Below are 25,300 nucleotides of genomic sequence, written 5' to 3'. Positions count from 1 at the left end.
ACACCGTGGGCCGAGCTCAGAACTTCGCGCGCAACCCCGCGCCATAGGTGTTGCCGCTCGACTGGCCGGTGATATGGTCATACAGGTAGGCGGCATAGACATCGGTGCGCTTGGACAGCGGATAGTCGTAGCCGAGCGCCGCCGTCTGGCGCGTCTGGTTCGAACCGCCACCGTTGCGCGAATACGCGTACGACGCCATCACCGAGCCTGTCCCGAGCGGCACCGTGACGCCGCCCTGGCCCGTGTTCACGTGCCAGCTCGTGACCTGCTGGTCGTTGTACGTGTACATGTACTGGCCGTACAGCTTGACGAACTTCAGGTCGTACGACACGCCCGCCTGCGCGACGCTCTGGCTGCGCAGGCCCGGCACGCCCGACGTTTCGAAGCTGCCGAGGTCGCCCGGCACATTGTTGAAGTTCACGTACTGGTACACGGCGGTCGCCGCGAACGGGCCGTGGAAGTACAGCACCTGGCCGCTCCACTTCTTCGCGCCGTTCTGGGTCGTGTTGCCGAGCGCGTACATCGCGGTCGCCGACAGACCGTTGAAGTTCGGCGACGCATACGACACCGCGTTGTTCCAGCCCGAGTCGCCGGTCACGCCCTGGTCGGTCGTGTAGGTCGGGAACGTGCCGAGGCCGAGGTACACGTGATAGACCATCGGCGAGAACCAGTACGAATCGACGAACGGGTTGAACAGGATCGTCGACACGAACAGCGGCGTCGTCAGACGGCCGGCGGTCACCGTGCCGTACGGCGATTCGATGCCGACGTACGCGTTGCGTGAAAACGTCGTGTCGCCGGTGAAGCGGCCGTACTCGCCGGTTTGCGCACGGAAGAAGCCTTCGATCGTGAAGATCGCCTTGTAGCCGTTGCCCAGATCCTCTGTGCCCTTGAAGCCCCAGTACGACGTCGACATGCCGCCGCCCGACACCACCACCGCGGTCTTGCCGCCAGGAAACTTTTGCGAGCCGACCCATTCGTCGACCTGGCCGTAGAGTTGCACGCTCGATTGCGCGAGCGCCGACGATGCACCCGCCAGCGCGGCGACGCATGCGGTGACCTTCAGAGTAGTCTTCAGCGCGCTGCTGAGGCTTTTGTTCATGGGTTCTCCAATCTTTGTCAAAAGGGTGTGGCTGTGCGAAAGGGGGCGCTCGCGCGAAACGTTGTTGTTATCCGTTCGACCGTCGAGTCAATCTGGGGCTGGTCTATCTTTGCGGACCATTTTTATAAACAAAAATATCGCTGCTTATTGCCGGTATATCGGTCTGATTAGTTTGGTCGGTTATCGGCCTGATACGGCGCTATCGGCCGGACTGCCGCCGGCCCCTCGAACGCAATGCGGGATATGGCGAACGGCGCGCCGCAGCGCGCATGAACGCCTCAAATGACAGGCCGATGACGCGACGCGGCGGAATGCCAAGATTTGACGCTGACCGACACTTCGATGCCGAGCGTTTTCAAAAAAGTGTGGCGTCGAAACGTCAGATTCGGGATTCGGCTGTAGCGGAAGGCGTAGGGAGCCGTGCGGGAATCGCGGGAGGGGAACTGGAGAAGGGATCGTTCAGCTGGCGGCGAACCTGCCCCACGTGACGCAGAACGATCAGGTAAATCGCGCTCAGCTAATTCCGGTACGGCGAGCCTTCCGGCTGCCGCGGATCATCCGTTGGGCGTTGCATCGGACGCGCGGCGCCGCGCTCTTCGTTGTAGCGGGCCACGTCGGCGCGGATCGAGCCGTTGCGCATCGGCATATTGGCCGGGGGATGCGGCACCGGACGCGACTCCGCACTGACCCGTGTGATCGCGCCGGCATAGGCGGATGGATTGCCGACACGGCGCATGCCGGACTTGGAGTTGCCGAAGCCATATCCGAAATTGGCAACCGCGAGATTCGGGTTGCCGCGCTGCACGCGCGCATCACGAGAAGCCATCTCATTGCGCGAGGCGCGATGATCAGGCACGCCGCCCGCACCGAGCCCCTTCGCATAGGCGAACGAGCACAGCACGGCGATGACCGCGCCCCACGCCCAGTGCTTCGTTCTCGACAACCCGTCCACCTTGTGACTCTCACGCCCGAAGACTTGCCTGAAATCCACCGTTCGAGCTGCGATGGACCTGTTGCGGGAGGACGAAAAACACCGCGTTCCTGTCGCGGCGCAGGAAATCCCTACGGCCTTTGAAGAGGTAATTTATGGTCGCCGGCAGAGGGTGTCGAGCCAAAAAGTGTTAGGTCTCGTCGGCGGATGTAACACCTTGTTACTGCGGCGTTTTTCGACGCCGGAGCCGCTCCGCGGGCGCGCCGCGGCGGACTGCTGGCGGGCGTTTTCCCCTATACCGCGCAAGCGCGGTTTGTTGCAGATAAACGCCGCTTGCACCGTCAACGGTTAAACGGTTTGTCGCGACGAATTGCGTCACCAATACTGAAACCTGGGTGTCGCGTGGATGGACGTCGCACGACCTGGCAAGTCAATGCGCAAACATCATTAATCGATTCGGTAAATGAATTTGCCTTTTCAATCGACTTTTGACAACAATAGCCGTTTTCCATTGCCGCAGACCGCGCCCAACAGACGCGTCTCGTGCTTACACAGCGTCATTGAATTCGAGATTCCGACATGGCTCGCCCGAAATTCCTGCCCGATAACTTCACCCTTTCCCTAGTGGGCACCGTAATCCTCGCCAGCTTCCTGCCCGTTCACGGGCAAGCCGCCGTCGGGTTCAACTGGGTGACGAACATCGCGGTCGGCCTGCTGTTCTTCCTGCACGGCGCCAAGCTGTCACGCGAAGCGATCATTGCGGGCGCGACGCACTGGCGCCTTCACGTTGTAGTGCTGCTCAGCACGTTCGCGCTGTTTCCGCTGCTCGGCCTCGCGCTTAAACCGGTCCTTTCGCCGCTGGTCACGCCGTCGCTCTACGCCGGCGTCCTGTTCCTCTGCACGCTGCCATCGACGGTCCAGTCGTCGATTGCGTTCACGTCCATTGCCAAGGGCAACGTGCCGGCCGCGGTATGCAGCGCGTCCGCCTCGAGCCTGCTCGGCATCTTCATCACCCCAGCACTCGTCAGCGTCGTCGTCACGAATCAGGCCGCGAGCGGCGGCGCGTCGCCGTGGCATACGGTCGGCAACATCGTGCTGCAGTTGCTGGTGCCGTTCGTCGCCGGCCAGTTGCTGCGCCCGCTGATCGGCAAGTGGATCGAGCGCAATCGCGGCGTGCTGAAGTTCGTCGACCAAGGCTCGATCCTGCTCGTCGTGTACGGCGCCTTCAGCGAGGCCGTCACCGAAGGCCTGTGGCACACGATTCCGCTGTCGGCGCTCGGCGGCCTCGTCGTGGTGAGCGCGGTGCTGCTCGCGCTCGCGCTGGCCGCGACGATCTTCGCGAGCAAGCGGCTCGGCTTCAGCCGCGCGGACCAGATCACGATCATCTTCTGCGGCTCGAAGAAGAGCCTTGCCGCCGGCGTGCCGATGGCCAAGGTGATCTTCGCGTCGCACGCGGTCGGCGCCGTGGTGCTGCCGTTGATGCTGTTCCACCAGATCCAGCTGATGGTCTGCGCCGCGCTCGCGCAACGCTGGGGCGCCCGCGACCTCAGCGGCGAGAGCGACACCGCGGCACGGCGCCCCCCCGCCGCCGTCGCGCGCCGTTGACAACACGCGCAATGCAAACAGGACATTCATAAGCGCCCTCCCTGAGCGTCGTTTTGATCGAGTGGAGCAAGCCGCCTTGGGGCGGCTTGTTTCATTCGGCTCGTGATTGGCCTTGTCGTTATTTCACGCGCAAACGCTCGCGCTGTCGCCTCGGCCGGATGGCATAGGAAGATTCCGGAAATGTCTCGAAAACGGCGTCCCGCCTACTGTTTAGTGTCTTTTTACTAAACAATTAGATTGCCAATAATCCCATAAAATACGGGTATTTACCGGTGTCACATAGGCGTTTTCCGGGCTGTTTTAGCTGCGTTTTACTATACAATCGCCCGACCTGAACCGTGCTGCTCCGCCTCGCGCGGCAGCTTTATTCGATGGCCACAACCATCCGCGACGTCGCCCGCGCGGCCAGCGTTTCGATCGGCACCGTATCGCGCGCGCTCAAAAATCAGCCGGGCCTTTCCGAGGCCACGCGCGAACGCGTCGTCGAAGCGGCGCGCCAGCTCGGCTACGACTCGGCGCAGCTGCGTCCGCGCATCCGCCGGCTAACTTTCCTGCTGCATCGTCAGCACAACAACTTCGCCGCGAGCCCGTTCTTCTCGCATGTGCTGCACGGTGTCGAAGACGCCTGCCGCGAGCGCGGCATCGTGCCGTCGGTGCTGACCGCCGGGCCGACCGAGGACGTAATTCATCAGATGCGCCTGCACGCGCCCGACGCCGTGGCGATCGCCGGCTTCGTCGAGCCCGAAACGCTCGCCACGCTGGTCGCGATGCAGCGCCCGCTGGTGCTGATCGATCTGTGGTCGCCGGGCCTGCGCTCGGTCAATCTCGACAACGCCGCCGGCGCCACGCTCGCGATGCGCCATCTGTTCGAGCAGCAGCGCAAGCGGGTCGCGTTCATTGGCGGCTCGCTCGCGCATTTCAGCATTGCCGAGCGCGCGCTCGGCTACCGGCGCGCGTTCTTCGAAGCGGGGCTGCTGTTCGATCCGTCGCTCGAAGTGAACATCGGCGCCGGGCTCGATCCCGACACCGGCGCCGCGCGCGCGATGCAGCGCCTGCTCGACGCGCCGGGTCCGCACCCCGACGCCGTGTTCGCGTTCAACGACGCCGCCGCGCTCGCCGCGCTGCGCGTGTGCCTCGCGCGCGGCCTCAGCGTGCCCGACGACATCGCGATCATCGGTTTCGACGACATCCCCGCCGCCGCCCACGCCACCCCGCCCCTATCGACGATCGCGGTCGACAAGGAAGCGCTCGGCCGACGCGGCGTGGAACTGCTGCTGGAAGACTCCCCCGCCGAGCTCGAAGTCCGCTTGCCCGTTCAACTTGTTGCCCGTGCCAGTACTTTGGTGAAAACGCCATGACGCTAACCGATCCGCTCAACTCTTCCGTCGACGCCGTGAAGGCGCCGCCTGTCGCCAGTTTCCGCAATCGCGAGTTCCTGCTCTCGCACATCGAGGACACGCTGCGCTTCTACGCGCCGAACGTGCTCGACCCGAGCGGCGGCTTCTACCATTTCTTCCGCGACGACGGTTCGATCTACGACCGCACCACCCGCCACCTGGTCAGCACCTGCCGCTACGTGTTCAACTACGCGATGGCATACCGGCAGTTCGGCGACCCGAAGCACCTCGAATACGCGCGCCACGGCCTGCGCTTTCTGCGCGACGCGCACTGGGACTCGCAGCAAGAGGGCTACGACTGGGAAATCGAATGGCGCGACGGCAGAAAGCGCACGCTCGACGCGACGCGCCACTGCTACGGCCTCGCCTTCGTGCTGCTCGCGTACTCGCACGCGGCGATGGCCGGCATCGAGGAAGCGAAGCCGATGATCGGCGCGACCTTCGAGCTGATGGAGCGCCGCTTCTGGGACGCCGCCGCCGGCCTCTATGCCGACGACGCGTCGCCCGAATGGCGCGTCAGCACCTATCGCGGGCAGAACGCGAATATGCATACCACCGAGGCGCTGCTCGCCGCGCACGAGGCGACCGGTCATCTGGTGTATCTCGACCGCGCCGAGCGCGTCGCGTCGAACATCACGCTGCGCCAGGCGAAGCTGTCGCAAGGGCTCGTGTGGGAGCACTTTCACGCGGACTGGTCGGTCGACTGGCACTACAACGAGGAGGACAGCTCGAACATCTTCCGTCCGTGGGGCTTCCAGCCGGGCCATCAGACCGAATGGGCGAAGCTGCTGCTGATTCTCGAACGCTTCCGGCCGCTGCCGTGGCTGCTGCCGCGCGCGATCGAACTGTTCGACGCCGCGATGGCGCACGCGTGGGACGAAGACCACGGCGGCCTCTATTACGGCTTCGGCCCCGACGGCACCGTGTGCGATCACGACAAGTACTTCTGGGTGCAGGCCGAGACGTTCGCCGCGGCCGCGCTGCTCGGCAAGCGCACCGGCAACGAGCGCTTCTGGGACTGGTACGACGAGATCTGGCGCTATAGCTGGACGCATTTCGTCGACCACAAGTTCGGCGCCTGGTATCGCATCCTCACCTGCGACAATCGCAAGTACAGCGACGAAAAGAGCCCGGCCGGCAAGACCGACTATCACACGATGGGCGCGTGCTACGAAGTGCTCGCCCATGCGCTCGGCGAAAAAGCGGCGGTAGAACCGGCCGCTCCCGCCGCAGCGGCTTCCGCGGAGAAAACACAATGAACGCGACGACCGACCTCCCCGTTTTCGTATCCGCCGGCGACATCCTCACCGATCTCGTGCGCACCGGCGCATCGCACTGGCTGTCGCGCCCGGGCGGTGCGGGCTGGAACGTCGCGCGCTGTGTCGCGCGGCTCGGCCTGCCGACCGCGTGCGCGGGCTCGCTCGGCGTCGATAACTTCTCCGACGAACTGTGGGATGCGAGCGTCGCCGCCGGTCTCGACATGCGCTTCCTGCAGCGCGTCGCGCGCCCGCCGCTGCTTGCGATCGTGCATCAGACGCATCCACCCGCGTACTTCTTCATGGGTGAAAACGGCGCCGATCTCGCGTTCGAACCGACCAGGCTGCCGGCCGGCTGGATGAACGCGGTGAAGTGGGCGCACTTCGGCTGCATCAGCCTCGTGCGTCAGCCGCTCGGCGATACGCTCGCGACGCTCGCCGCCGAATTGCGTTCGCACGGCGTGAAGATCAGCTTCGATCCGAACTATCGCAACCTGATGGAGCACGGCTACGAGTCGACGCTGCGCAAGATGGCCGCGCTTGCGGATCTGATCAAGGTCTCGGACGAAGACCTGCGCATGATCTTCAAGACCAGCGACGAAGCCGCCGCGCTCGCGCAATTGCGCACGATGAACCCGGCCGCCACCGTGTTCGTCACGCGCGGCCCCGCATCGGCGATGCTGCTCGAGGGCGACGCGGTAATCGAGGCGAAGCCGCCGCGCGTCGAAGTGGTCGATACGGTCGGCGCGGGCGATGCGTCGATCGGCGGTCTGCTGTTCAGCTTGATGAGCGCGCCGCAGCGCGCGTGGCCCGAGCATCTCGCGTTCGCACTCGCGGCCGGCGCGGCGGCGTGCGGCCACGCCGGCGCGCACGCGCCGACGCTCGACGAAGTGGTCGCGCTGCTGTAAACCGCGTCGCTGTAATTCTGCTGCCTTGGGGCGCGCGTAGCGTGACGGATATCTGGCACATGGCGTCGCGCGAAACCGCCCCATCGGGCAACCGATCTCGCCACGCCGTGCTAGGATGAAAATCATCGAAACCTTTGCGAAAAGGAGCGAGGCCATGGAGGACGTCACCTACACCAAAGGGCTTTACACGGCTACTGCGTCGATAAGAGAAGTCGGACAGGACGCCTGGCAGGGTGTCGTCACTCTCGCGCGCGACGAAGGCGAAGCCCGCGACGAACAGGAAACCACGCTCTATGAAGTCGACTCGACGTCGTCGACGCCGCTAGAAGCGCTCGAAGAAGCCAAAGCGCTCGCACATCGTATCCTCGGGGAAATCGAACTGTAGGCCGAAGCTGGGGCAGCGCGTCGCGCGCGCTCGCGCATCGGCGCGCCGCTGCCGGCTCGACCGGCTGGAGGCGATCATGGCTGAACAGCTGTTCCAATACGGCGTGTATTCGATTCACGTTCGTCCGCTCGAACTCAGCGGCGCGCGCTGGGACGCGGAGTACGAAATCCGTCATCGCGAGAAAGCGGTCAAGGCGTGGACCACGGTCGGCGGCGACGCGGGCTATGCCGATCAGGCCGAAGCGGTGGACAGCGCGCACCGCCAGGCAGTCGACGATATCGAGCACGGCGCGGGAATTCCGAAGCCACACGCGTTTCCGTGAGCGATTGGCGACGGGCTTTTTCGGGCGCAGCGGGATTCGGTGCGACGCGGCGCGGCGCGGTTCAGCTTTGCGCGCCGCCAGGCGAGGCAAAGTATGAGTAGCTACCGATAGTCGAGTGTATCCACGACCTTAGTGATCTTCCAGATGCCATTTTCCTGGCGCAAAAACACGATATTGGTCTGTTTGTCTTTCGAGCCGAAGGTAACGGGCACGAGCGCCACGCTACCGAGCATGACGGCTGGATGCACTTCAATGTGCGCGCCCCAATCTTTCTCGTCGAAGTCTTGCACTTTCGTGAAGTACTCCGCATCTTCCGGTAATTTGTTGGCCTGATATTGGCTTCTTAAAAAATGAACCGTTTCTTTTGCAACGTGCCTGTATATTTCCTTGTCCGTGATTGGATAGGCATCATCTGCGGCCAGGCGCGGAATAAACCAGGTATAGAAATCTTTTACGCGGGTCTCGGGAGTTGCCTGTTGGGCGTGCGTCGCGTTGCCAGCATATGACACGCCGTTGAAAGTCAGCAACAGCATGGCAACGAAAACCGCCAGATATTTGCGCATGGATGCAACCCTCAGTCGTGGCGATAGATTTTGTAATTCGGTCGCGCAGACCGATAATCCGGACCGGGATAGAAGCCGTGCCACTGCTTGAAATCGGAGATCCAGTATTCTCCATCGTACATCGCCATATGTCCGTGCGGATGCAGATGTATGCCTTCGATCACGATTACGTCGCCCGGTTGCGGATCAGTGGTCGAGACCGCGCGAAAGCCAGCGTAAGCCAGCGAAAGACCGTAGTCTTTCGCGGATCGCGTGAGTTTCAATATAATTCCGCCTCTTTCAATCGCTTCCCGGACGTACCGGGCGCACTCTCCGCGACTCATTGGTTTGGCATGTGATTGTAGATGCTTTACGGCAGCGTTCTGATCCCACGGCATATTAAATTATCTCAACCATGTTTTGATTTTGGCATGATACAACAGAAAAAAGTAAATTAAACAAAAGACCTAATTTCTAACTAATCCGAATATCATCTAAAATGAGATAGTTATTTTGAATAAAAAGACAGTCCGCGTCGCACTAATTTTTAAGACAAAAAATTCAAGGTAATCAGCACGCGCCAGTCAATTGCACGAGCGTTGTCATAACACGTTAAAAGGCCAATGCCCCCCGCCCTGCCACGCCGCTCCGAACCCTCTGCGCGCGCAACGCGCCATGCTACGCTGTACGCGTTTTCATCCACACGAGCGCGTGATGGCAAGCGAACCGTCAGACCGTTTTTCCACGCTCGACGATGCCGACACCGGCACGAGCGCGCGGAAGCGCCGCGCGCGCGGCAGCCGCGAGATGCGTCTCGACGATCGCGTGGTGATCGCGCACGGCATACCGACGCCGCTGTGGCAGGACCTGTATCACCGTGCGCTCGGCGTGCGCTGGCCGGTGTTCTTCGTGTCGCTCGCGCTGCTGTTCCTGCTGCTCAACATCGTGTTCGCCACGCTCTACGTGCTCGGCGACGCACCGATCGCGAATCAGTTTCCGAAGGGCTTCGGCGGCGCGTTCTTCTTCAGCGTCGAAACCCTCGCGACGGTCGGCTACGGCGACATGCATCCGCAAACCGCGTACGCGCACTGGATCGCGACGCTCGAAATCTTCGTCGGGATGTCGAGCATCGCGTTGGCGACCGGGCTGATCTTCGCGCGCTTTTCGCGGCCGCACGCGAAGATCATGTTCGCGCGCTACGCGGTGATCCGGCCGATCGACGGCCGCATGACGCTGATGGTGCGCTCGGCCAACGCGCGTCAGAACGTGATCGCCGAGGCGCGCGCGCGGCTGCGCATCATGCGTCAGGAGACGTCGATCGAAGGCTATACGCTGCGCAAGCTCTACGACCTCGCGCTGGTGCGCGACCAGCATCCGGTGTTCAAGCTCGGCTGGACGCTGATGCACATCATCGACGAAGCGAGTCCGCTGTTCGGCGAAACCGCCGAATCGTTGAAGGGCCGCGACGTGTCGCTGCTGCTGACGCTCGAAGGCATCGACGAATCGACGTCGCAGACCATGCAGGCGCGCCACATGTGGACCTGCGACCAGATCGTCTGGCAGCACCGGTTCGTCGACATCATGAGCGAGCGCGACGGCGTGAGCCACATCGACTACGCGCACTTCGACGAAATCGCGCCGCTCGATGCGGCACCGCTCGCACCGGACATCGCGGCGAACACGGCGCAATAGCAATCGCCACAGTCCATTTGCCGCCCCATCCGTCTCGTCGACACCCCAGGGCATACCCGAAGCGCGCCGCCGCACGGCAAATCCGGCTCAAAAGCGGGCCAAAAGGCGCAACTCTTCGCGCTCATTCGCGCACGCCCGATTAAAGAAGAAATAAATCACTCTCACGAGCGCTAAAAAATAGAGTCTCTTTCGCTGCGTGGTCTCGGTGAGCCCATCACCCGCGCGCGAAGCCAGAACATTGGAGACTCGCCCATGACCGCCCGCCTGCCCATCGACGGCACGCCCGCTCTCGCCGACTACAAGCTGTCCGACAATCTCACCGCGACGCGCGGCCGGATCTTTCTGACCGGCACCCAGGCGCTGGTGCGCCTCGCGCTGATGCAGCGCGCGCTCGATAAGACCCGCGGCCTGAACACCGCCGGCTTCATCAGCGGCTACCGCGGCTCGCCGCTCGGCATGGTCGACCTGCAGTTGTGGAAAGCGAACAAACTGCTCGACGCGAGTGACATCCGCTTCCTGCCCGCGATCAACGAAGAACTCGGCGGCACGGCCGTGCTCGGCACCCAGCGCGTCGAAGCCGATCCCGAGCGCACCGTCGATGGTGTATTCGCCATGTGGTACGGCAAAGGCCCGGGCGTCGACCGCGCGGGCGATGCGCTGAAGCACGGCAACGCCTACGGCTCGTCGCCGCACGGCGGCGTCTTGGTCGTCGCGGGCGACGATCACGGCTGCGTGTCGTCGTCGATGCCGCATCAGAGCGACTTCGCGATGATCGGGTGGCATATGCCGGTCGTAAATCCGTCGAACATCGCAGACATGCTCGAATTCGGCCTGTACGGCTGGGCGTTGTCGCGCTTCTCAGGCGCGTGGGTCGGCTACAAGGCCATTTCGGAGACCGTCGAATCGGGCTCGACCGTCGATCTCGACGCGCTGCAAATCGAATGGACCATCCCTCACGCGTTCGATGCACCGGCCGGCGGCCTGCATAACCGCTGGCCCGATCTGCCAAGCCTGACCATCGAAGCGCGTCTGCATGCGAAGCTCGACGCGGTGCGTCACTTCGCGCGAACGAACAGCATCGACAAATGGATCGCGCCGAGCCCGCACGCGAACGTCGGCATCGTCACGTGCGGCAAAGCACATCTCGATCTGATGGAAGCGCTGCGCCGGCTCGACCTGACGCTCGCCGATCTCGACGCGTCCGGCGTGCGCATCTACAAGGTCGGGCTGTCGTTTCCGTTGGAGATGACGCGCATCGATGCGTTCGTGTCGGGTCTGTCCGAAGTGCTCGTGATCGAAGAGAAGGGCCCCGTCATCGAGCAACAGATCAAGGACTATCTGTACAACCGCACACAAGGCACCCGGCCGGTCGTGATCGGCAAGCACGCCGAAGATGGCACGTTGCTGCTGTCGTCGCTCGGCGAATTGCGGCCGTCGCGCATCCTGCCCGTGTTCGCGAACTGGCTCGCGAAGCACAAGCCGGCGCTCGATCGCCGCGAACGCGTCGTCGATCTGGTCGCGCCGCAGATCCTGTCGAACGCGGCGGACAGCGTGAAGCGCACGCCGTACTTCTGCTCCGGCTGTCCGCACAACACGTCGACGAAAGTGCCGGACGGCTCGATCGCGCAGGCGGGCATCGGCTGTCATTTCATGGCGTCGTGGATGGAGCGCGATACGACCGGACTGATCCAGATGGGTGGCGAAGGCGTCGACTGGGCCGCGCATTCGATGTTCACCAGGACGCGCCACGTGTTTCAGAATCTCGGCGACGGCACCTACTTTCACTCCGGCATTCTCGCGATCCGCCAGGCGGTCGCCGCGAAAGCGACGATCACCTACAAGATCCTCTATAACGACGCGGTCGCGATGACGGGCGGCCAGCCCGTCGACGGCAGCATCTCGGTGCCGCAGATCGCGCGTCAGGTCGAAGCCGAAGGCGTGTCGCGCTTCGTCGTGGTCAGCGACGAGCCCGAGAAATACGACGGCAATCATAGCCAGTTTCCGCCGGGCACGACGTTTCACCATCGCAGCGAGATGGACACCGTGCAGCGCGAGTTGCGCGATACCGACGGCGTGACCGTGCTGATCTACGACCAGACCTGCGCGGCCGAAAAACGCCGGCGCCGCAAGAAAGGCGAATTCCCCGATCCGAACAAGCGGCTCTTCATCAACGAGGAGGTCTGCGAAGGCTGCGGCGATTGCGGCGTGCAGTCGAACTGTTTGTCGGTTGAACCGGTGGAAACCGCGCTCGGTCGCAAGCGCCGCATCGATCAGTCGTCGTGCAACAAGGACTACTCGTGCGTGAACGGCTTTTGCCCGAGCTTCGTCACCGTCGAAGGCGGCACGCTGAAAAAGGCCGCGGGCGCCGCGTTCGATCCGCAGGCGCTCGCCACGTACGTCAATGCGTTGCCGATTCCCGCGACCCATCTCGATGCCGCGCCGTATGACATCCTCGTCACCGGCGTGGGCGGCACCGGCGTCGTGACGGTCGGCGCTTTGATCAGCATGGCCGCGCATCTCGAAGGCAAGAGCGCGTCGGTGCTCGACTTCATGGGTTTCGCGCAAAAGGGCGGCGCGGTGCTGTCGTTCGTGCGCTTTGCCGCGCGTGACGAATGGCTGAACCAGGTACGCATCGACACGCAGCAGGCCGACGTGCTGCTCGCCTGCGACATGGTGGTCGGCGCGAGCGCCGATGCGCTGCAAACGGTCCGCCACGGCCGTACCCGCATCGTCGTCAACACACATGCGATTCCGAACGCGAGCTTCGTGCAGAACCCGGACGCGACGCTGCATGCCGATGCGCTGATCGACAAGATGCGTCACGCGGCGGGCGCCGAGCGCATGTCGACGTGCGACGCGCAAGCGCTCGCGACGCGTTTTCTCGGCGATACGATCGGCGCGAACATTCTGATGCTCGGTTTCGCGTGGCAGCTCGGTCTCGTGCCGGTGTCGTTCGCCGCGATGATGCGCGCGATCGAACTGAACAACGTCGCCGTGCAGATGAACCAGCTCGCGTTCTCGATCGGCCGCATGGCCGCGGCCGATCCCACCGCGCTCGAATCGCTGTGGCAGGCGCGTCATGCGCCGAAGCCGGGCGTGCGCGTCGATACGCTGGATGAGTTGATCGCCCATCGCGAAGAACGCTTGCTCGGGTATGGCGGCGCGGCTTATGTGAAGCGCTATCGCGCGCTCATCGATGCGGCGCGGCGCGCGGAAGCCGCCGTCGACGCGACGAGCGAGCCCGTGACGCGCGCGGTCGCCACGACGTTCTATCGGCTGCTCGCGGTGAAGGACGAATACGAGGTCGCGCGTCTGCATACGGATGCCGCGTTTCGTGAAGCGCTCGAAGCGCAGTTCGAGGGCGTCGCCGGCAAGGACTTCACGATTCGCTTCAACCTCGCGCCGCCGACGCTCACGCGCGCGCAAGCCGGCGCCGTACCCACGAAGAAAACTTATGGTCAGTGGATGTGGTCGGTGCTCGGCCTGCTCGCGAAGTGGCGCGGTCTGCGCGGCTCGGCGCTCGATCCGTTCGGCCGCACGCTCGAGCGCAAGATGGAGCGCGAGCTCGCGAGCGATTACGAAACCACGCTGCAACGCGCGCTAGCGAAGCTCGACGCGAGCCATCTCGACGACGCCGCGAAACTCGCCGAACTGCATGCGCGCGTGCGCGGTTATGGACACGTGAAGCTGGCGAACCTGGCGGGGGTCAAGCGTGGTGAGCGTGAGCTCGCCGCGCGTCTCGGCATCGATGCGGCGACGGGTACGGCGGTGAAGAAGTCGCTGGAAGAGCTGAAGGGCGCCGGGCAGTTGCGCGGCATTCCGGTGGTGGTCGCGAAGTAAGTCGTTCGCTGCGCTGCCCGGCGTTACGTCGCATCGAGCAGCGCCCTCACCTGCGCGACCTTCGCGGGATCGACTGGCGCAAGACCGTTGCCGTTCACACGCACGCCCGAGCCGAAATGCACCGCCTCGACGTGCGTTTGGATGACGAAGTTCGCGACCGCTTCGACCGTCAAACCGGCACCCGCCAGCACCGTGCAATGCGATCCCGACGCTTGCTGCACCAGTTCGCTGACCACGGCTCGCGCCTCCAGCACCGACGGCTTTCCGCCCGACGTCAGCACATTCGTCACCGCCTCGAAACCGAGCAATACATCGAGCGCTTCGCGCAGATCGCGCGCCTCGTCGAACGCGCGATGGAAGGTGATCGCGAGTCCATCGGCGGCCTCGCACACGCGCGCGAGACCTTCGCGGTCGATCGCGCGCTCGGCATCGAGCATGCCGATCACGATGCCGTTCGCGCCGGCCGCCTTCACCGCACGGATGTCGCGCAGCATCACCGCATAGTCGTCGGCGTCGTAGACGAACGTGCGGCTATGCGGTCGAACGATCACGTTGACCGGAACGCCGGCCGCCGGCACGCCGGCCGCAGAAACCACCGCCTCGATCAATCCCACACTCGGCGTCAGACCGCCCTCGCCCATCGCGGTCACGAGTTCCAGACGATCCGCACCTGCCTGCGCGGCGGCGCGCGCATCCGCGACGGTCGTGGCAATCACTTCGAGTAGCACGGACATGAGCGCAACCTGGTGTCATTGAAAACGGCATCATGTCAGATGCGCGCGTCGCGTTCGTCCTCGACCCAATCGATATCGCCGCACAGCACGCAGGTTTCGCTGCCGACGCGCGTCGCCACCGACAGCGTCACGCACGGCAACGCTTCGTTGATCGACAGATACGGCCGCGTTACATGCACACGCTCCGGCGCATGGATTGCGACGCTGAAGTACGGCCGACGCAACCAGTTCGCGCCCTGCGCGTCGGCAAGCGGCAAGAAGCGGGTTTCGCGCGCCGCGCGATCGGCGCGCAGCACGATGTTGCGGCCCGCCTGGCGGCCCTTCGCATCGAGCAGAAAACAGCGCGCCACGTGATCGAGCGCGAGGAAATTCCAGCACACCTCGTCGAGCGGCTCACCGGCGGCGAGGCGCTCCGCGGCGCGCTCGAACGCGCGCAGATACGGCGCGAGCCGGCTCGCGTTGCGCCGCTCGCGCGCCTCGGCCTGCTCGCGATAACGTTCGATGACTTCGCCGATGCAAGCCGCCGCGTGGCTCGCATCGACGACACCCGGATTCGGCCGGCCGAAGAAAAAGCCCTGCACGAAATCGGCATTGCAGGCGAGCGCCATCTGCGCTTCGTGCTCGGTTTCGACGCCTTCGATCAGCACGAGCTTGCCCGCCTCATGCAGCAGCGCCACGAGCCCCGGCAGGATGGTCGCCATGTCGGCGCGATGCGCGGCGTGCGACAGCATGATGCGGTCGAGTTTCACGATGTCGGGATTCAGCTGCCAGATGCGCTCGATGTTCGAATGACCGGCGCCGAAGTCGTCGAGCGCGATCAGGAAGCCGCGCTCGCGGAACTCGCGCACCGCGTCGGCGAGTCGGTCGAGATCGCCGGCGCTCTGCTCGAGCACTTCGAGCACGACGCGTCGCGGCGACAGATCGAGCCGCCGCAGATTCGCGAGCAGCGCCGCCGCGAGATACGGGTCGGTCAGCACGCCTGGATGCACGTTCAGGAACAGCCATTCGTGCTCGGCGCCGAGCATCTTGAAGTTCTCCAGATGCAACGTCTGCGCGAGCCGGTCGATCTGCAGCGCGTCGCCGAGGCGCGCGGCCTCGCCGAACACGTCGAGCGGCGACACCGCGCGATCGAGCGCGTCGTGCGCGCGCAGCAAGCCCTCATAGCCGACCGCGCGCAGGTGCGACAGACTGAAAATCGGCTGGAACACGCTCGTCAGCGTCACCTCGCCATGCTGCACCGAATAGCGTTGAAGGCCCGAGGTCACCTCGACCTCGAAGCCGTGCGGCACGCTCGCCGACCTGTCCTGTTGTTGCGCAATCCTCATCCAGTCCTCTCACGCGAGAGCCAGCCGTTCCGAACGCGAAAAGCGCCGAAACCGACGCTGGTCCTCAAAATGTGCGTCATCGTTACCGGTTAAGCAAGGTCCATGCGCACGCTGGCGCACATTGCGCTGTAACTCGCCCGAAAGATTGCACCGGCGACAGCGCTGATGCGCCGTCCGAGGGCATGGCGCGCACCGTTGCGGTGCGTCGCTTCAGTGATGCTCGCCGTGAGCCTCGCTGCGAAGCGCGCCGCAAGTGCGCGCGACGCCGGGCTACACTCGACGCTGCGCATCGCGCCCCTTCCCAGGACACCCCTTCCCAGGACACCCCTTCCCAGGACACCCCTTCATCCACCCGGAACACACGATGGAAATTGTCTTCACCGTCCTGATCCTGCTGCTCGCTGTCGCCGCGTCCGGCATGCTGACCCGCGCGTTGCCGTTCAAGCTGCCACTGCCGCTCGTGCAGATCGCGATCGGCGCGATGCTCGCGTGGCCGCGCCTCGAATTGCACGTCGCGTTCGATCCGGAAATCTTCATGCTGCTGTTCATTCCACCGCTGCTGTTCGCGGATGGCTGGCGCATGCCGAAGCGCGAGTTCTTCATGGCGCGCCGCGCGATCCTGATGCTCGCGCTCGGCCTCGTGTTCATGACTGTGCTGGTGGTCGGTCACTTCGTGCACGCGCTGGTGCCGCAGATCTCGTTGCCGGTCGCGTTCGCGCTCGCCGCGGTGCTGTCGCCGACCGACGCAGTCGCGCTGTCCGGCATCGCCGGCAAGGGCAAGATTCCGGGGCAGCTGATGCATATCCTCGAAGGCGAGGCGCTGATGAACGACGCGTCGGGCCTCGTCGCGCTGAAGTTTGCGATCGCCGCGGCGCTGACCGGCGCCTTTTCGCTGCGTGAAGCGTCGGTGAGCTTCGTGATCATCGCGGTGGGCGGCCTCGCGGTCGGCGCGGCGGTGAGCGCGGTGTTCAGCTTCGTGTCCGCGCGGTTTCTCAATCTCACCGAGGAAGGCGATCCCGCGCCCGGCGTCGTGATGACGCTACTGATTCCGTTCGCCGCCTATCTGAGCGCCGAGCGCTTCGAACTGTCGGGCATTCTCGCCGCGGTCTCCGCCGGCATGATGATGAACTACGCGAGCATCGCGGAAAAGTGGCAGGTCGCCTCGCGCGTGCGGGCCACCAGCACGTGGACGATGATCGAGTTCGTGTTCAACGGCATGGTGTTCATCATGCTCGGGCTGCAGTTTCCGCACATCCTCGGCCGCGCGCTGCTCGACGCGCACCAAACCAACGACGCACAGGTTGCGCTGTTGATCGGCTATATCGTCGCGGTGGCGATCGCGCTATACGCAATGCGCTTCGTGTGGGTGTGGCTGCTGCGCTGGTTCGCGAGCCGTGGCGCGGCGAAGCACGGCGTCGCGAACGCGGTGCCGGGGCTGCGCATGGTGTCGGTGACGACGGTGGCCGGCGTGCGCGGCGCGGTGACGCTCGCGGGCGTGCTGTCGCTGCCGGAGTTGCTGCCCAACGGCACGCCGCTGCCGGGACGTGATCTCGCGATCTTCATCGCATCGGGCGTGATCCTGCTGTCGCTGCTGGTGGCGGTGGCCGCGTTGCCGCTGCTGCTGCGCGGTTGGCGGCGCGGCAAGGACCCGCACGCGGCCGAGGAAGCACTTGCGCGTACGCTCGCCGCGCAGTCGGCGATTCGCGCGGTCGATCATCTGCACGACATCGAGTGCGCGGACCTCGATGAATCGGCTCAGGCGTATGCGACCGATGTGACCGCGCGCGTGATGGATGTGTACCGCCGCCGCCTCGCGACGCTCGACGACGAGCAGGCGCCGCGCGAACTCGCGCGCCGTGCCGATGCGATCGAATTCCGCATGAAGCTCGCGGCGATGCGTGCCGAGCGCAAGACGCTGCTCGATTTGCGCGACACGCAGCGGATCAACGACGAGACGTTGAACAAGCTGATGCGTGAGGTGGATCTGTCGGAGACGGCGCTAACCGCGCGCAAAGGGTAGGAGTTGGCTGCTGCATCGACATCGGCACCGGCGCCTGAAACGCCGATGCCGATCGACGCTCAGGCCACCGGCCCTTGCGTCGGCTTTCTTCTCAACAGCGCGTACAGGATGATCGCGCCGAACGTCGCGGTGCCGATGCCGCCGAGCCCGAAGCCGCCGAGCTTCAGCGAGAAGTCGCCGGCGCCGAGCACGAGCGTGACGGCCGAGACGATCAGGTTGCGGTTGTCGGAGAAGTCGACCTTGTTGACGACCCAGATGCGCGCGCCCGTCACCGCGATCAGCCCGAATACGACGATCGACACGCCGCCCAGCACCGGTCCCGGAATCGTCTGGATCACCGCGCCGAACTTCGGCGAGAAGCCGAGCACGAGGGCGATCAACGCGGCGATCACGAACACCAGCGTCGAATAGATTTTCGTGACCGCCATCACGCCGATGTTCTCCGCGTAGGTGGTCACGCCGGTGCCGCCCGCGAAGCCGGACACGATCGTCGCGAGCGCGTCGCCGAGAAACGCGCGGCCGATGTAACGGTCGAGGTTCTGGCCCGTCATCGCGCTGACGGCCTTGATGTGGCCGAGGTTTTCGGCGACGAGAATCACCGCGATTGGCGCGAGCAGCGTCATCGCGTGCGGCTCGAACACCGGCGACATGAAGTGCGGCATGCCGAACCACGCGGCGTTCGCGACGATCGAGAAATCGATCGGCTTGCCCATGCCGAGGCCGTTCGTGACGATCGCATAGATGACGTAGGCGAGCAGCAAGCCGACCAGGATCAGCAGACGCTGCAGCATGCCGCGCGTGAACACCGCGACCGCGCCGACGCACAGCACTGTGACCAGCGCCATCCACGACTCGAAATTACTGCCGCTCACGCCACGCACGGCAATCGGCGCGAGGTTCAGGCCGATCACGCAGACGACCGCGCCGGTCACGACCGGCGGCATCAGCGTTTCGATCCAGCCGGTGCCGACCGCCGACACGATCAGGCCGATCACCCCATACGCGACGCCGCACGCGATGATGCCGCCCAACGCGACCGGAATGTTCGGATTCGCGCCGTGTCCGCCGTAGCCGGTCACCGCGATGACGAGGCCGATGAACGCGAAGCTCGACCCGAGATAGCTCGGCACGCGGCCGCCGACGAGCACGAAGAACAGCAGCGTGCCGATCCCCGACATGAAGATGCAAAGGTTCGGGTCGAAGCCCATCAGCAGCGGCGCGAGCACGGTCGCGCCGAACATCGCGACCACGTGCTGGATGCCCATCGCGAACATCGGCGGCCACGCGAGCCGTTCGTCGATGCCGACGATGCCGCCCTCGGCGGCGGCAGGCTGGCGGCGCCAGCGGGGGAAATAGGATGCGGCCATCGCGGGGATTCTCCTCAGGGTCGGCGTGGTGTATGCGGCGAGGTGTGCCGATCACGCGCTGCGGCGTGGGTCCGGCAAAGTCACGCGCGAGTTTACGGAGAGCAATAAGGGCTGGCAAGCGGGTCAATTCGCGCCGCGCGAGTCCGTGTCCGGCGTCAGCGCGGCGCCGTCCCGCGAGGGGGTGTCCGTCGTCGCGCCATACGCGATCACCCGATTGCGGCCGGCATCCTTCGCGCGATACAGCGCCTGGTCGGCGGCGTCGACCAGCGCGCGGCTCGTCGCGATCGCCGCGCCCTGCGCGGTCGCCACGCCGGCGCTCACCGTCAGCACGTGATGCGCGCTTGCCACATGGCGGCATTGCAGCGCCTGCACAGCCGCGCGGATCTGCTCGGCGATCCGCCCCGCGCCCGTCGCATCGGTATCCGGCAGCAGCACCGCGAACTCCTCGCCGCCGAAGCGCGCGGCCGTGTCGCCCGGACGCCGCACGTTCTGCGCGATGCAGCGCGCGACGACGATCAGCGCTTCGTCGCCGGCCGAATGGCCGTACAGGTCGTTGAAGCCCTTGAAGTTGTCGACGTCGATCAGGAGCAGCGACAGCGGCCGGCTGTTGCGCTGCGCGCGCCGCCACGCGTCGTTCGCGTGCTCCTCGAACGCGCGACGGTTGTACAGGCCGGTCAGCCCGTCCGTGCGCGCCAGTTCGCGCAGTTCTTCCTCGGCCGCGCGGCGCAGGCGCAACTGATATGAGAACAGAAACGCCAGCGCGATGATCGTCACGTCGAGCGCGCCGATCAGCGTGCCGATGATCCATGCGCGCCGCCGCCATTCGACGTAGATGTCGTGCGTCGACAGCGCGACGTCGAGGATCAGCGGATAGTCGTCGATATGGCGGAACGCGTACCAGCGCAAGACGCCGTCGATTGCCGCGGTGCCGAAAAACTCGCCGCTCGGCTGCGTGATGAAGCGCGAGTAGTTGGCGGTGCCGGTCAGGTTGATGCCGATCGTTTTCGGATCGTACGGACGACGCATCAACATCGTGCCGTCGCTAAGCATCAACGCCATCGAGCCGCTCGGCCCGAGTTTCATGCCGTCGAACAGCCGATGGAAATACGTGAGGCGCAGTGTGCCGACCACCACGCCGCCGAAGCTGCCGTCTGGCCTCGAAATGCGCCGGCTCAGCGCGATGCGCAAGTCTTCGTCGGTGCCGCTCGGGCTGAAAGGATGGCTGATGAAGAGGCCGACGTCGGGCGAAGCGCGCTGCACCTTGAAGTAATCGCGCCCGGCATGGCTATTCGCGCGCGGCGGCCACGCGCGTGAATCGAAACGCACGTTGCCGTTTTCGTCGAGCACGAACACCGAGCCCATGTCCTTTGCGCTGACCGAGCCGTCGAACAGCACCATCTGGCGGATCTGCGGCGGCAGATCGAGCACGCCCGGCTGCTTCAGTCCGTCGATCACCGCGCGCAGCGACAGGTCGTAGATCTCGAGATTGCGCGACACGTCGCGCTCGACCAGCAGCGAGATGTTGCCCACAGAGTCCTGCGCGCGCCGCAACGCGTCCTCGCGCATCTGTGCGAGCAGCGCCACGGCGATCGCGAGGATCGCGCCAGCCAGCACGATGCTGATCGCAATCACGGTATTCGGTCGGCGCGTCACCATGCGTTTTTCGTTTGACGTGCGCTGAATGTCGCGCGTGAAAAAACGGCCACGCCTCGGAAATAACCGTCAAAAACGCGACCTACGAAACGCTAGGGTAGCAGACCCGGTGCCCCAGCCGCCGCCCAATTATTCGGATAGCGAATGCAAATTGGCTGGATAGTTCGCGTCGCCACTTGGGTATTCAATCGAACCTGTCACGTTCAAACGATTGGATACAAGGAGAGACACAACATGAGCGACAAGCGCAGCGCCGCCGAATGGCGCGAATTCGTTAGCGGTTGTCTGGACTTCCGCCCCGCGGAAGGCGTGTACCGGATCGCCCGCGAAATGTTCACGGAGCCCGAGTTGTTCTCGCTCGAGATGGAGCACATCTTCGAGAAGGCCTGGATCTACGCGTGCCACGAAAGCGAGATCCCCGACAACAACGATTTCCTGACGATGCGCGCGGGCCGCCAGCCACTGATCATCTCGCGCGACAGCGCCGGCAACCTGAACGCGATGATCAACGCGTGCCAGCACCGCGGCGCGACGCTCACACGTATGACCAAGGGCAACCAGTCGACCTTCACGTGCCCGTTCCACGCATGGTGCTACAAGAACGACGGTCGCCTCGTGAAGGTGAAGGCGCCCGGCGAATACCGCGACGACTTCGACAAGTCGGTGCGCGGCCTGAAGAAAGCGCGCATCGCGAGCTACAAGGGCTTCGTGTTCGTGAGCCTCGACGTCGACGGCTCGGATACGCTCGAAGACTACCTCGGCGACGCGCGCATCTTCTTCGACATGATGGTGGCCCAGTCGCCGACCGGCGAGCTCGAAGTGCTGCCCGGCAAGTCGACCTACACGTTCGACGGCAACTGGAAGCTGGAGAACGAAAACGGTCTCGACGGCTATCACGTGAGCACCGTGCATTACAACTACGTGGCGACCGTGCAGCACCGCCACGAGTCAAACGCGAAAAAGGGTGATAGCCCGAGCGGCACGCTCGACTACAGCAAGCTCGGCGCCGGCGACGGCGAAACCGACGACGGCTGGTTCGCATTCAGGAACGGCCACAGCGTGCTGTTCAGCGACATGCCGAATCCGCAAGTGCGTCCCGGCTACGAAAGCGTGATGCCGCGCCTCGTCGAAGCCTATGGTCAGGACAAGGCTGAATGGATGATGCACCGGCTGCGCAACCTGAATGTCTACCCGAGCCTGTTCTTCATGGACCAGATCAGCTCGCAGTTGCGCATCGTGCGTCCGGTCGCGTGGAACAAGACCGAGATCATCAGCCAGTGCATTGGCGTGAAGGATGAGGCGGCGAAGGACCGCGAGAACCGTATCCGTCAGTTCGAAGACTTCTTCAACGTGTCCGGCATGGGCAACCCCGACGACCTCGTCGAATTCCGCGAGCAGCAGCGCGGCTTCCAGGCGCGCCTCGAACGCTGGAGCGACATCTCGCGCGGGCATCACAAGTGGGCCAGTGGCGCGACCGCGAACACCACGCTGCTCGGCATCGCGCCGAATCTGACCGGCACCGAGCTGACCCACGAAGGGCTTTACGTGAACCAGCACGGCACCTGGCGCGACACGATCCTCAAGGGACTGGATAAATCCATCGAATCGCAGGGAGAGCAGGCATGAGCCAACTCCAACACTCCGTCGAGCAGTTTCTGTATCTGAAGGCCGATCTGTGCGACAAGCAGCAATGGGACGAATATCTCGACCTGTTCGATCCGCAGAGCATGTTCCATGTGCCGCAGTGGGATTCGGAGCACGTGTACACGACCGATCCGAAGCAGGGCATGTCGCTGATTTACTACCCGGATCGCGCCGGTCTCGAAGACCGCGTGTTCCGGCTGCGTACCGGCAAGTCGGCCGCGTCGACACCGCTGCCGCGCACGATGCATCAGATCAGCAACGTGCGCCTGAGCGAGCGCAACGATTCGAGCATCGAAGCGAACGTGAACTGGTCGACGCTCTACACGCGTCACGGCTCGACCGACTACTTCTATGGACGCGCGGTGTATGACCTGCGACCGTCGGGCGATAGCTGGAAGATCAGGCGCAAGCACGTGCTGCTGCTGAACGACCACATCAACGCGGTGCTGGATTTCTACCATCTGTGAGCCGGGAGCACGACGATGAAACATAAAGTCGCGTTGAGCTTTGCCGATGGCAAAACCGCGTTTGTCGATGTGAGCCCGAACGAGCTGCTGCTCGATGCGGCACTGCGCAACGGCGTCAACATTCCGCTCGACTGCCGCGAAGGCGTGTGCGGCACCTGCCAGGGGCGCTGCGAATCGGGCGACTACACGCTCGATTACGTCGACGAGGAAACGCTCAGCGAAGAAGACCTCGCGCAGCGCAAGATCCTGTCGTGCCAGACCCGCGTGAAGTCGGACGCGTCGTTCTATTTCGACTTCGACTCGACGCTGTGTGAAGGTGCCGGCACGAACACCGTATCCGCGAGCGTGGCCGGCGTCGAGCTGGTGTCGGCGACGACCGCGATCCTGCGTATCGATGCGAGCGCGCATGCCCGTCAGCTCGATTTTCTGCCGGGCCAGTATGCGCGCATGAAAGTGCCGGGCACCGAAGAATGGCGATCGTATTCGTTCGCGAATCATCCGAACGCGCGCAACGCGCTGCAATTCCTGATCCGCCTGCTGCCCGACGGCGTGATGAGCAACTATCTGCGCGAGCGTTGCAAGGTCGGCGACACGGTCGAGTTCGAGGCGCCACTCGGCGCGTTCTATCTGCGCCAGGTCGAACGACCGGTCGTGATGGTCGCGGGCGGCACGGGACTCTCCGCCTTCCTCGGCATGCTCGACGACATCACGGCGAAACGCAATGTCGCGCATCCGGTGCATCTGTACTACGGCGTCACGAATGCGGCGGATCTATGCGAGACCGAGCGCATCACCGGCTACAAGGCGAGCATCGAAGAATTCGCGATCGAAACGGTCGTGATGAATCCGGCGCCGCAATGGTCCGGCAAGACCGGACTGATTCCCGAACATCTCGACCGCTCGTTCCTCGAATCGAACGGCTTTGACATGTACGTGTGCGGACCGCCGCCGATGGTCGAAGCAATCAAGACCTGGCTCACCGAGCAGGGTATTCACGACTACCGGTTGTTTTACGAGAAGTTCGGCGAAAGCAACGCTCGATAGGACGTTCTAACGCCGCGCCGTGCGCTTCAGCGTCTCGGATGGCGACTCTCCGAACAACGCCTTGTATTCTGTCGAGAAACGGCCGAGATGCGACACCCCCCAGCCCAGCGCGACCGATGAAATATTGCGCACCGAGCGGTCTTCGAGAATATCGCGCCGCACCGATTCGAGCCGATAGCGTTTCAGATACGCGATGGGCGCACAGCCGAAGTACTGCCGGAATCCATCGAACAGCTTGAAGCGCGACACACCTGAGGCGCGCTCGATGTCTTCGAGCGCGATGGGCTCGCGCGCGTTGTCGTGAATGAACTGGCGCGCGCGGGTCAGATAATGCGGTGGCGTCGGCGCGGACGCGTTGGCCAGCAGCTCCGAGTAGTTGTGCGGCTGCGACAGCAGCAGTCCTTTGAGCAACGTCAGTTCGAGTTCGCTGGACATGTAGAGCTGCCCCAGCGACGGTCCCGAGCGTTCGATTTCGCCGGCCAGGAACTTGACCATGCGCCACCACGAGGCCTGGTCGCCGGCGGCCGCATCCATGTCGGGCTGGAACACGAGCGGCGCTTCGACGGTGCGTTGCAGCATTGTCTGCAGCACCTGTTGAAGCGCGGAGCGCGGAATCGCGACGTGCAGCTTGCGGCAATTGCCGGTGATCGCGAGATCCTGCGATTGCTGCGGACTGACGATCAAACCGCGATCCTGATCCGATAACCACCTCTTGCCATGCACGGCGAGTTCCTGATGACCGACCATCGGCAGGCTCACGCTGTAGCAGTTCAGCGGGCTGTTCTCGCTCACCGCGACCGTCACGTCGGTGCCGTACTCGACGTAGCCGATCGTCGTCGCCATCGAACGCAGCACCGTGCCGGACTGATGAAACCGCAGCCGCTCCGGATGACTGACCTGCAGCCCGTGCGGGCCGCAGATGGAGGCCATCCAGTCGCGCGCGCCGTCGAGGTCGCTTAATGCGGCGCGGAGATCGCGATTGCCGGGGTCCGAAGTTGATCGCATACGTAGAAAGCGAAGTACCGAGGATGCGCGCCCCAAGGCCGTTCATCGGGGCGCAAAACGG

The 25,300-nt window shown here is 64.2% G+C and carries 22 protein-coding genes; 13 read left to right on the top strand and 9 right to left on the bottom strand.

The window, feature by feature from the left end; translation table 11 throughout:
• Positions 1–16 precede the first annotated feature (16 nt).
• A complete protein-coding gene (locus OKW43_RS14870; RefSeq protein ID WP_429448164.1) occupies positions 17–1,102 on the bottom strand; it encodes a porin in 1,086 nt (361 codons plus the stop codon).
• 517 nt (positions 1,103–1,619) lie between these two features.
• Positions 1,620–2,054: a hypothetical protein gene (locus tag OKW43_RS14865; RefSeq protein WP_429451680.1), complete on the bottom strand. Its 435-nt coding sequence runs from the start codon at positions 2,052–2,054 to the stop codon at positions 1,620–1,622.
• 52 nt (positions 2,055–2,106) lie between these two features.
• Between OKW43_RS14865 and OKW43_RS14860 the strand changes: the two genes are divergently transcribed.
• From OKW43_RS14860 to OKW43_RS14830, 7 genes are all read left to right on the top strand, one after another.
• Positions 2,107–2,385 (top strand): hypothetical protein, encoded by a 279-nt coding sequence (locus OKW43_RS14860; protein WP_187632249.1) that lies wholly within the window; start codon positions 2,107–2,109, stop codon positions 2,383–2,385.
• A 227-nt stretch (positions 2,386–2,612) separates the two neighbouring features.
• Complete coding sequence (locus tag OKW43_RS14855; RefSeq protein ID WP_429448162.1) at positions 2,613–3,638, top strand: bile acid:sodium symporter family protein; 1,026 nt, start codon at positions 2,613–2,615, stop codon at positions 3,636–3,638.
• Between the two features lie 371 nt (positions 3,639–4,009).
• The gene (locus OKW43_RS14850) at positions 4,010–4,996 is read left to right on the top strand and encodes a LacI family DNA-binding transcriptional regulator (protein ID WP_187632251.1); all 987 of its coding nucleotides are present in this window, start codon (positions 4,010–4,012) and stop codon (positions 4,994–4,996) included.
• A complete protein-coding gene (locus tag OKW43_RS14845) occupies positions 4,993–6,294 on the top strand; it encodes an AGE family epimerase/isomerase (protein ID WP_429448160.1) in 1,302 nt (433 codons plus the stop codon). Before OKW43_RS14850 ends, OKW43_RS14845 begins: the two co-directional genes overlap by 4 nt.
• Positions 6,291–7,199: a carbohydrate kinase family protein gene (locus OKW43_RS14840; protein ID WP_429448158.1), complete on the top strand. Its 909-nt coding sequence runs from the start codon at positions 6,291–6,293 to the stop codon at positions 7,197–7,199. The genes OKW43_RS14845 and OKW43_RS14840 overlap by 4 nt, the downstream gene beginning before the upstream one ends.
• Positions 7,200–7,353: 154 nt before the next feature.
• Positions 7,354–7,584, top strand: a complete 231-nt coding sequence (locus OKW43_RS14835) for a hypothetical protein (protein WP_429448156.1) — start codon at positions 7,354–7,356, stop codon at positions 7,582–7,584.
• Positions 7,585–7,660: 76 nt separating this feature from the next.
• Positions 7,661–7,906 carry a hypothetical protein gene (locus OKW43_RS14830; RefSeq protein WP_187632254.1) on the top strand — a complete coding sequence of 82 codons (246 nt, stop codon included), beginning with the start codon at positions 7,661–7,663 and terminating at the stop codon, positions 7,904–7,906.
• A 101-nt stretch (positions 7,907–8,007) separates the two neighbouring features.
• Here the strand turns inward: OKW43_RS14830 and OKW43_RS14825 are convergent, their stop codons facing one another.
• Together OKW43_RS14825 and OKW43_RS14820 are read right to left on the bottom strand one after the other, a co-directional pair.
• The gene (locus tag OKW43_RS14825) at positions 8,008–8,469 is read right to left on the bottom strand and encodes a DUF3828 domain-containing protein (protein WP_429448153.1); all 462 of its coding nucleotides are present in this window, start codon (positions 8,467–8,469) and stop codon (positions 8,008–8,010) included.
• Between the two features lie 11 nt (positions 8,470–8,480).
• Positions 8,481–8,732 carry a hypothetical protein gene (locus OKW43_RS14820; protein WP_429448151.1) on the bottom strand — a complete coding sequence of 84 codons (252 nt, stop codon included), beginning with the start codon at positions 8,730–8,732 and terminating at the stop codon, positions 8,481–8,483.
• 430 nt (positions 8,733–9,162) lie between these two features.
• Here OKW43_RS14820 and OKW43_RS14815 point away from each other — a divergent pair, with 430 nt between their 5' ends.
• Both OKW43_RS14815 and OKW43_RS14810 read left to right on the top strand, forming a co-directional pair.
• Positions 9,163–10,140, top strand: a complete 978-nt coding sequence (locus OKW43_RS14815) for an ion channel (RefSeq protein ID WP_429448149.1) — start codon at positions 9,163–9,165, stop codon at positions 10,138–10,140.
• A 252-nt stretch (positions 10,141–10,392) separates the two neighbouring features.
• Positions 10,393–13,980 carry an indolepyruvate ferredoxin oxidoreductase family protein gene (locus OKW43_RS14810; protein ID WP_429448147.1) on the top strand — a complete coding sequence of 1,196 codons (3,588 nt, stop codon included), beginning with the start codon at positions 10,393–10,395 and terminating at the stop codon, positions 13,978–13,980.
• Positions 13,981–14,003: 23 nt separating this feature from the next.
• Here the strand turns inward: OKW43_RS14810 and OKW43_RS14805 are convergent, their stop codons facing one another.
• Both OKW43_RS14805 and OKW43_RS14800 read right to left on the bottom strand, forming a co-directional pair.
• On the bottom strand, positions 14,004–14,714 hold the full coding sequence (locus tag OKW43_RS14805) for a copper homeostasis protein CutC (protein ID WP_429448145.1): 711 nt from the start codon (positions 14,712–14,714) through the stop codon (positions 14,004–14,006).
• A 35-nt stretch (positions 14,715–14,749) separates the two neighbouring features.
• A complete protein-coding gene (locus tag OKW43_RS14800; protein ID WP_429448143.1) occupies positions 14,750–16,039 on the bottom strand; it encodes an EAL domain-containing protein in 1,290 nt (429 codons plus the stop codon).
• Positions 16,040–16,403: 364 nt separating this feature from the next.
• On the opposite strand from OKW43_RS14800, the gene OKW43_RS14795 reads away from it, so the two are divergent.
• Entirely contained in the window at positions 16,404–18,059 is a 1,656-nt protein-coding gene (locus OKW43_RS14795; protein ID WP_429448141.1) for a Na+/H+ antiporter, read from the top strand.
• Between the two features lie 59 nt (positions 18,060–18,118).
• On the opposite strand, the gene OKW43_RS14790 is transcribed toward OKW43_RS14795, so the two are convergent.
• Positions 18,119–19,426, bottom strand: coding sequence for a solute carrier family 23 protein (locus OKW43_RS14790; RefSeq protein ID WP_429448139.1), 1,308 nt, complete (start codon positions 19,424–19,426; stop codon positions 18,119–18,121).
• Between the two features lie 123 nt (positions 19,427–19,549).
• A complete protein-coding gene (locus OKW43_RS14785; RefSeq protein ID WP_429448136.1) occupies positions 19,550–21,082 on the bottom strand; it encodes a sensor domain-containing diguanylate cyclase in 1,533 nt (510 codons plus the stop codon).
• 231 nt (positions 21,083–21,313) lie between these two features.
• Between OKW43_RS14785 and antA the strand changes: the two genes are divergently transcribed.
• Genes antA through antC form a run of 3 tightly spaced genes read left to right on the top strand, consistent with a single transcriptional unit; the run spans position 21,314 to position 24,234 of the window.
• Positions 21,314–22,705, top strand: a complete 1,392-nt coding sequence (gene antA, locus OKW43_RS14780; RefSeq protein WP_429448134.1) for an anthranilate 1,2-dioxygenase large subunit — start codon at positions 21,314–21,316, stop codon at positions 22,703–22,705.
• Complete coding sequence (gene antB, locus OKW43_RS14775) at positions 22,702–23,190, top strand: anthranilate 1,2-dioxygenase small subunit (protein ID WP_429448130.1); 489 nt, start codon at positions 22,702–22,704, stop codon at positions 23,188–23,190. The genes antA and antB overlap by 4 nt, the downstream gene beginning before the upstream one ends.
• Positions 23,191–23,205: 15 nt before the next feature.
• The gene (gene antC, locus OKW43_RS14770; protein WP_429448126.1) at positions 23,206–24,234 is read left to right on the top strand and encodes an anthranilate 1,2-dioxygenase electron transfer component AntC; all 1,029 of its coding nucleotides are present in this window, start codon (positions 23,206–23,208) and stop codon (positions 24,232–24,234) included.
• Between the two features lie 6 nt (positions 24,235–24,240).
• On the opposite strand, the gene OKW43_RS14765 is transcribed toward antC, so the two are convergent.
• Positions 24,241–25,239 carry a helix-turn-helix domain-containing protein gene (locus tag OKW43_RS14765; RefSeq protein WP_429448124.1) on the bottom strand — a complete coding sequence of 333 codons (999 nt, stop codon included), beginning with the start codon at positions 25,237–25,239 and terminating at the stop codon, positions 24,241–24,243.
• Positions 25,240–25,300 lie beyond the last annotated feature (61 nt).

Origin of the sequence: Paraburkholderia sp. WC7.3g (genome assembly GCF_050436345.1) — a bacterium.
Taxonomy (GTDB): Bacteria; Pseudomonadota; Gammaproteobacteria; order Burkholderiales; family Burkholderiaceae; genus Paraburkholderia; species Paraburkholderia podalyriae.
This window is presented reverse-complemented; position numbering and strand designations above follow the sequence as displayed.

Bases quoted from the DNA above. Each gene is read 5' to 3' on its own strand.
- OKW43_RS14870 (WP_429448164.1), bottom strand. From the start codon at position 1,102: ATGAACAAAAGCCTCAGCAGCGCGCTGAAGACTACTCTGAAGGTCACC.
- antA (WP_429448134.1), top strand. From the start codon at position 21,314: ATGAGCGACAAGCGCAGCGCCGCCGAATGGCGCGAATTCGTTAGCGGT.
- OKW43_RS14840 (WP_429448158.1), top strand. From the start codon at position 6,291: ATGAACGCGACGACCGACCTCCCCGTTTTCGTATCCGCCGGCGACATC.
- OKW43_RS14855 (WP_429448162.1), top strand. From the start codon at position 2,613: ATGGCTCGCCCGAAATTCCTGCCCGATAACTTCACCCTTTCCCTAGTG.
- antB (WP_429448130.1), top strand. From the start codon at position 22,702: ATGAGCCAACTCCAACACTCCGTCGAGCAGTTTCTGTATCTGAAGGCC.
- OKW43_RS14795 (WP_429448141.1), top strand. From the start codon at position 16,404: ATGGAAATTGTCTTCACCGTCCTGATCCTGCTGCTCGCTGTCGCCGCG.
- OKW43_RS14830 (WP_187632254.1), top strand. From the start codon at position 7,661: ATGGCTGAACAGCTGTTCCAATACGGCGTGTATTCGATTCACGTTCGT.
- OKW43_RS14765 (WP_429448124.1), bottom strand. From the start codon at position 25,239: ATGCGATCAACTTCGGACCCCGGCAATCGCGATCTCCGCGCCGCATTA.
- OKW43_RS14810 (WP_429448147.1), top strand. From the start codon at position 10,393: ATGACCGCCCGCCTGCCCATCGACGGCACGCCCGCTCTCGCCGACTAC.
- OKW43_RS14790 (WP_429448139.1), bottom strand. From the start codon at position 19,426: ATGGCCGCATCCTATTTCCCCCGCTGGCGCCGCCAGCCTGCCGCCGCC.
- OKW43_RS14860 (WP_187632249.1), top strand. From the start codon at position 2,107: ATGGACCTGTTGCGGGAGGACGAAAAACACCGCGTTCCTGTCGCGGCG.
- OKW43_RS14850 (WP_187632251.1), top strand. From the start codon at position 4,010: ATGGCCACAACCATCCGCGACGTCGCCCGCGCGGCCAGCGTTTCGATC.
- OKW43_RS14800 (WP_429448143.1), bottom strand. From the start codon at position 16,039: ATGAGGATTGCGCAACAACAGGACAGGTCGGCGAGCGTGCCGCACGGC.
- OKW43_RS14805 (WP_429448145.1), bottom strand. From the start codon at position 14,714: ATGTCCGTGCTACTCGAAGTGATTGCCACGACCGTCGCGGATGCGCGC.
- OKW43_RS14785 (WP_429448136.1), bottom strand. From the start codon at position 21,082: ATGGTGACGCGCCGACCGAATACCGTGATTGCGATCAGCATCGTGCTG.
- OKW43_RS14815 (WP_429448149.1), top strand. From the start codon at position 9,163: ATGGCAAGCGAACCGTCAGACCGTTTTTCCACGCTCGACGATGCCGAC.
- antC (WP_429448126.1), top strand. From the start codon at position 23,206: ATGAAACATAAAGTCGCGTTGAGCTTTGCCGATGGCAAAACCGCGTTT.
- OKW43_RS14845 (WP_429448160.1), top strand. From the start codon at position 4,993: ATGACGCTAACCGATCCGCTCAACTCTTCCGTCGACGCCGTGAAGGCG.
- OKW43_RS14835 (WP_429448156.1), top strand. From the start codon at position 7,354: ATGGAGGACGTCACCTACACCAAAGGGCTTTACACGGCTACTGCGTCG.
- OKW43_RS14825 (WP_429448153.1), bottom strand. From the start codon at position 8,469: ATGCGCAAATATCTGGCGGTTTTCGTTGCCATGCTGTTGCTGACTTTC.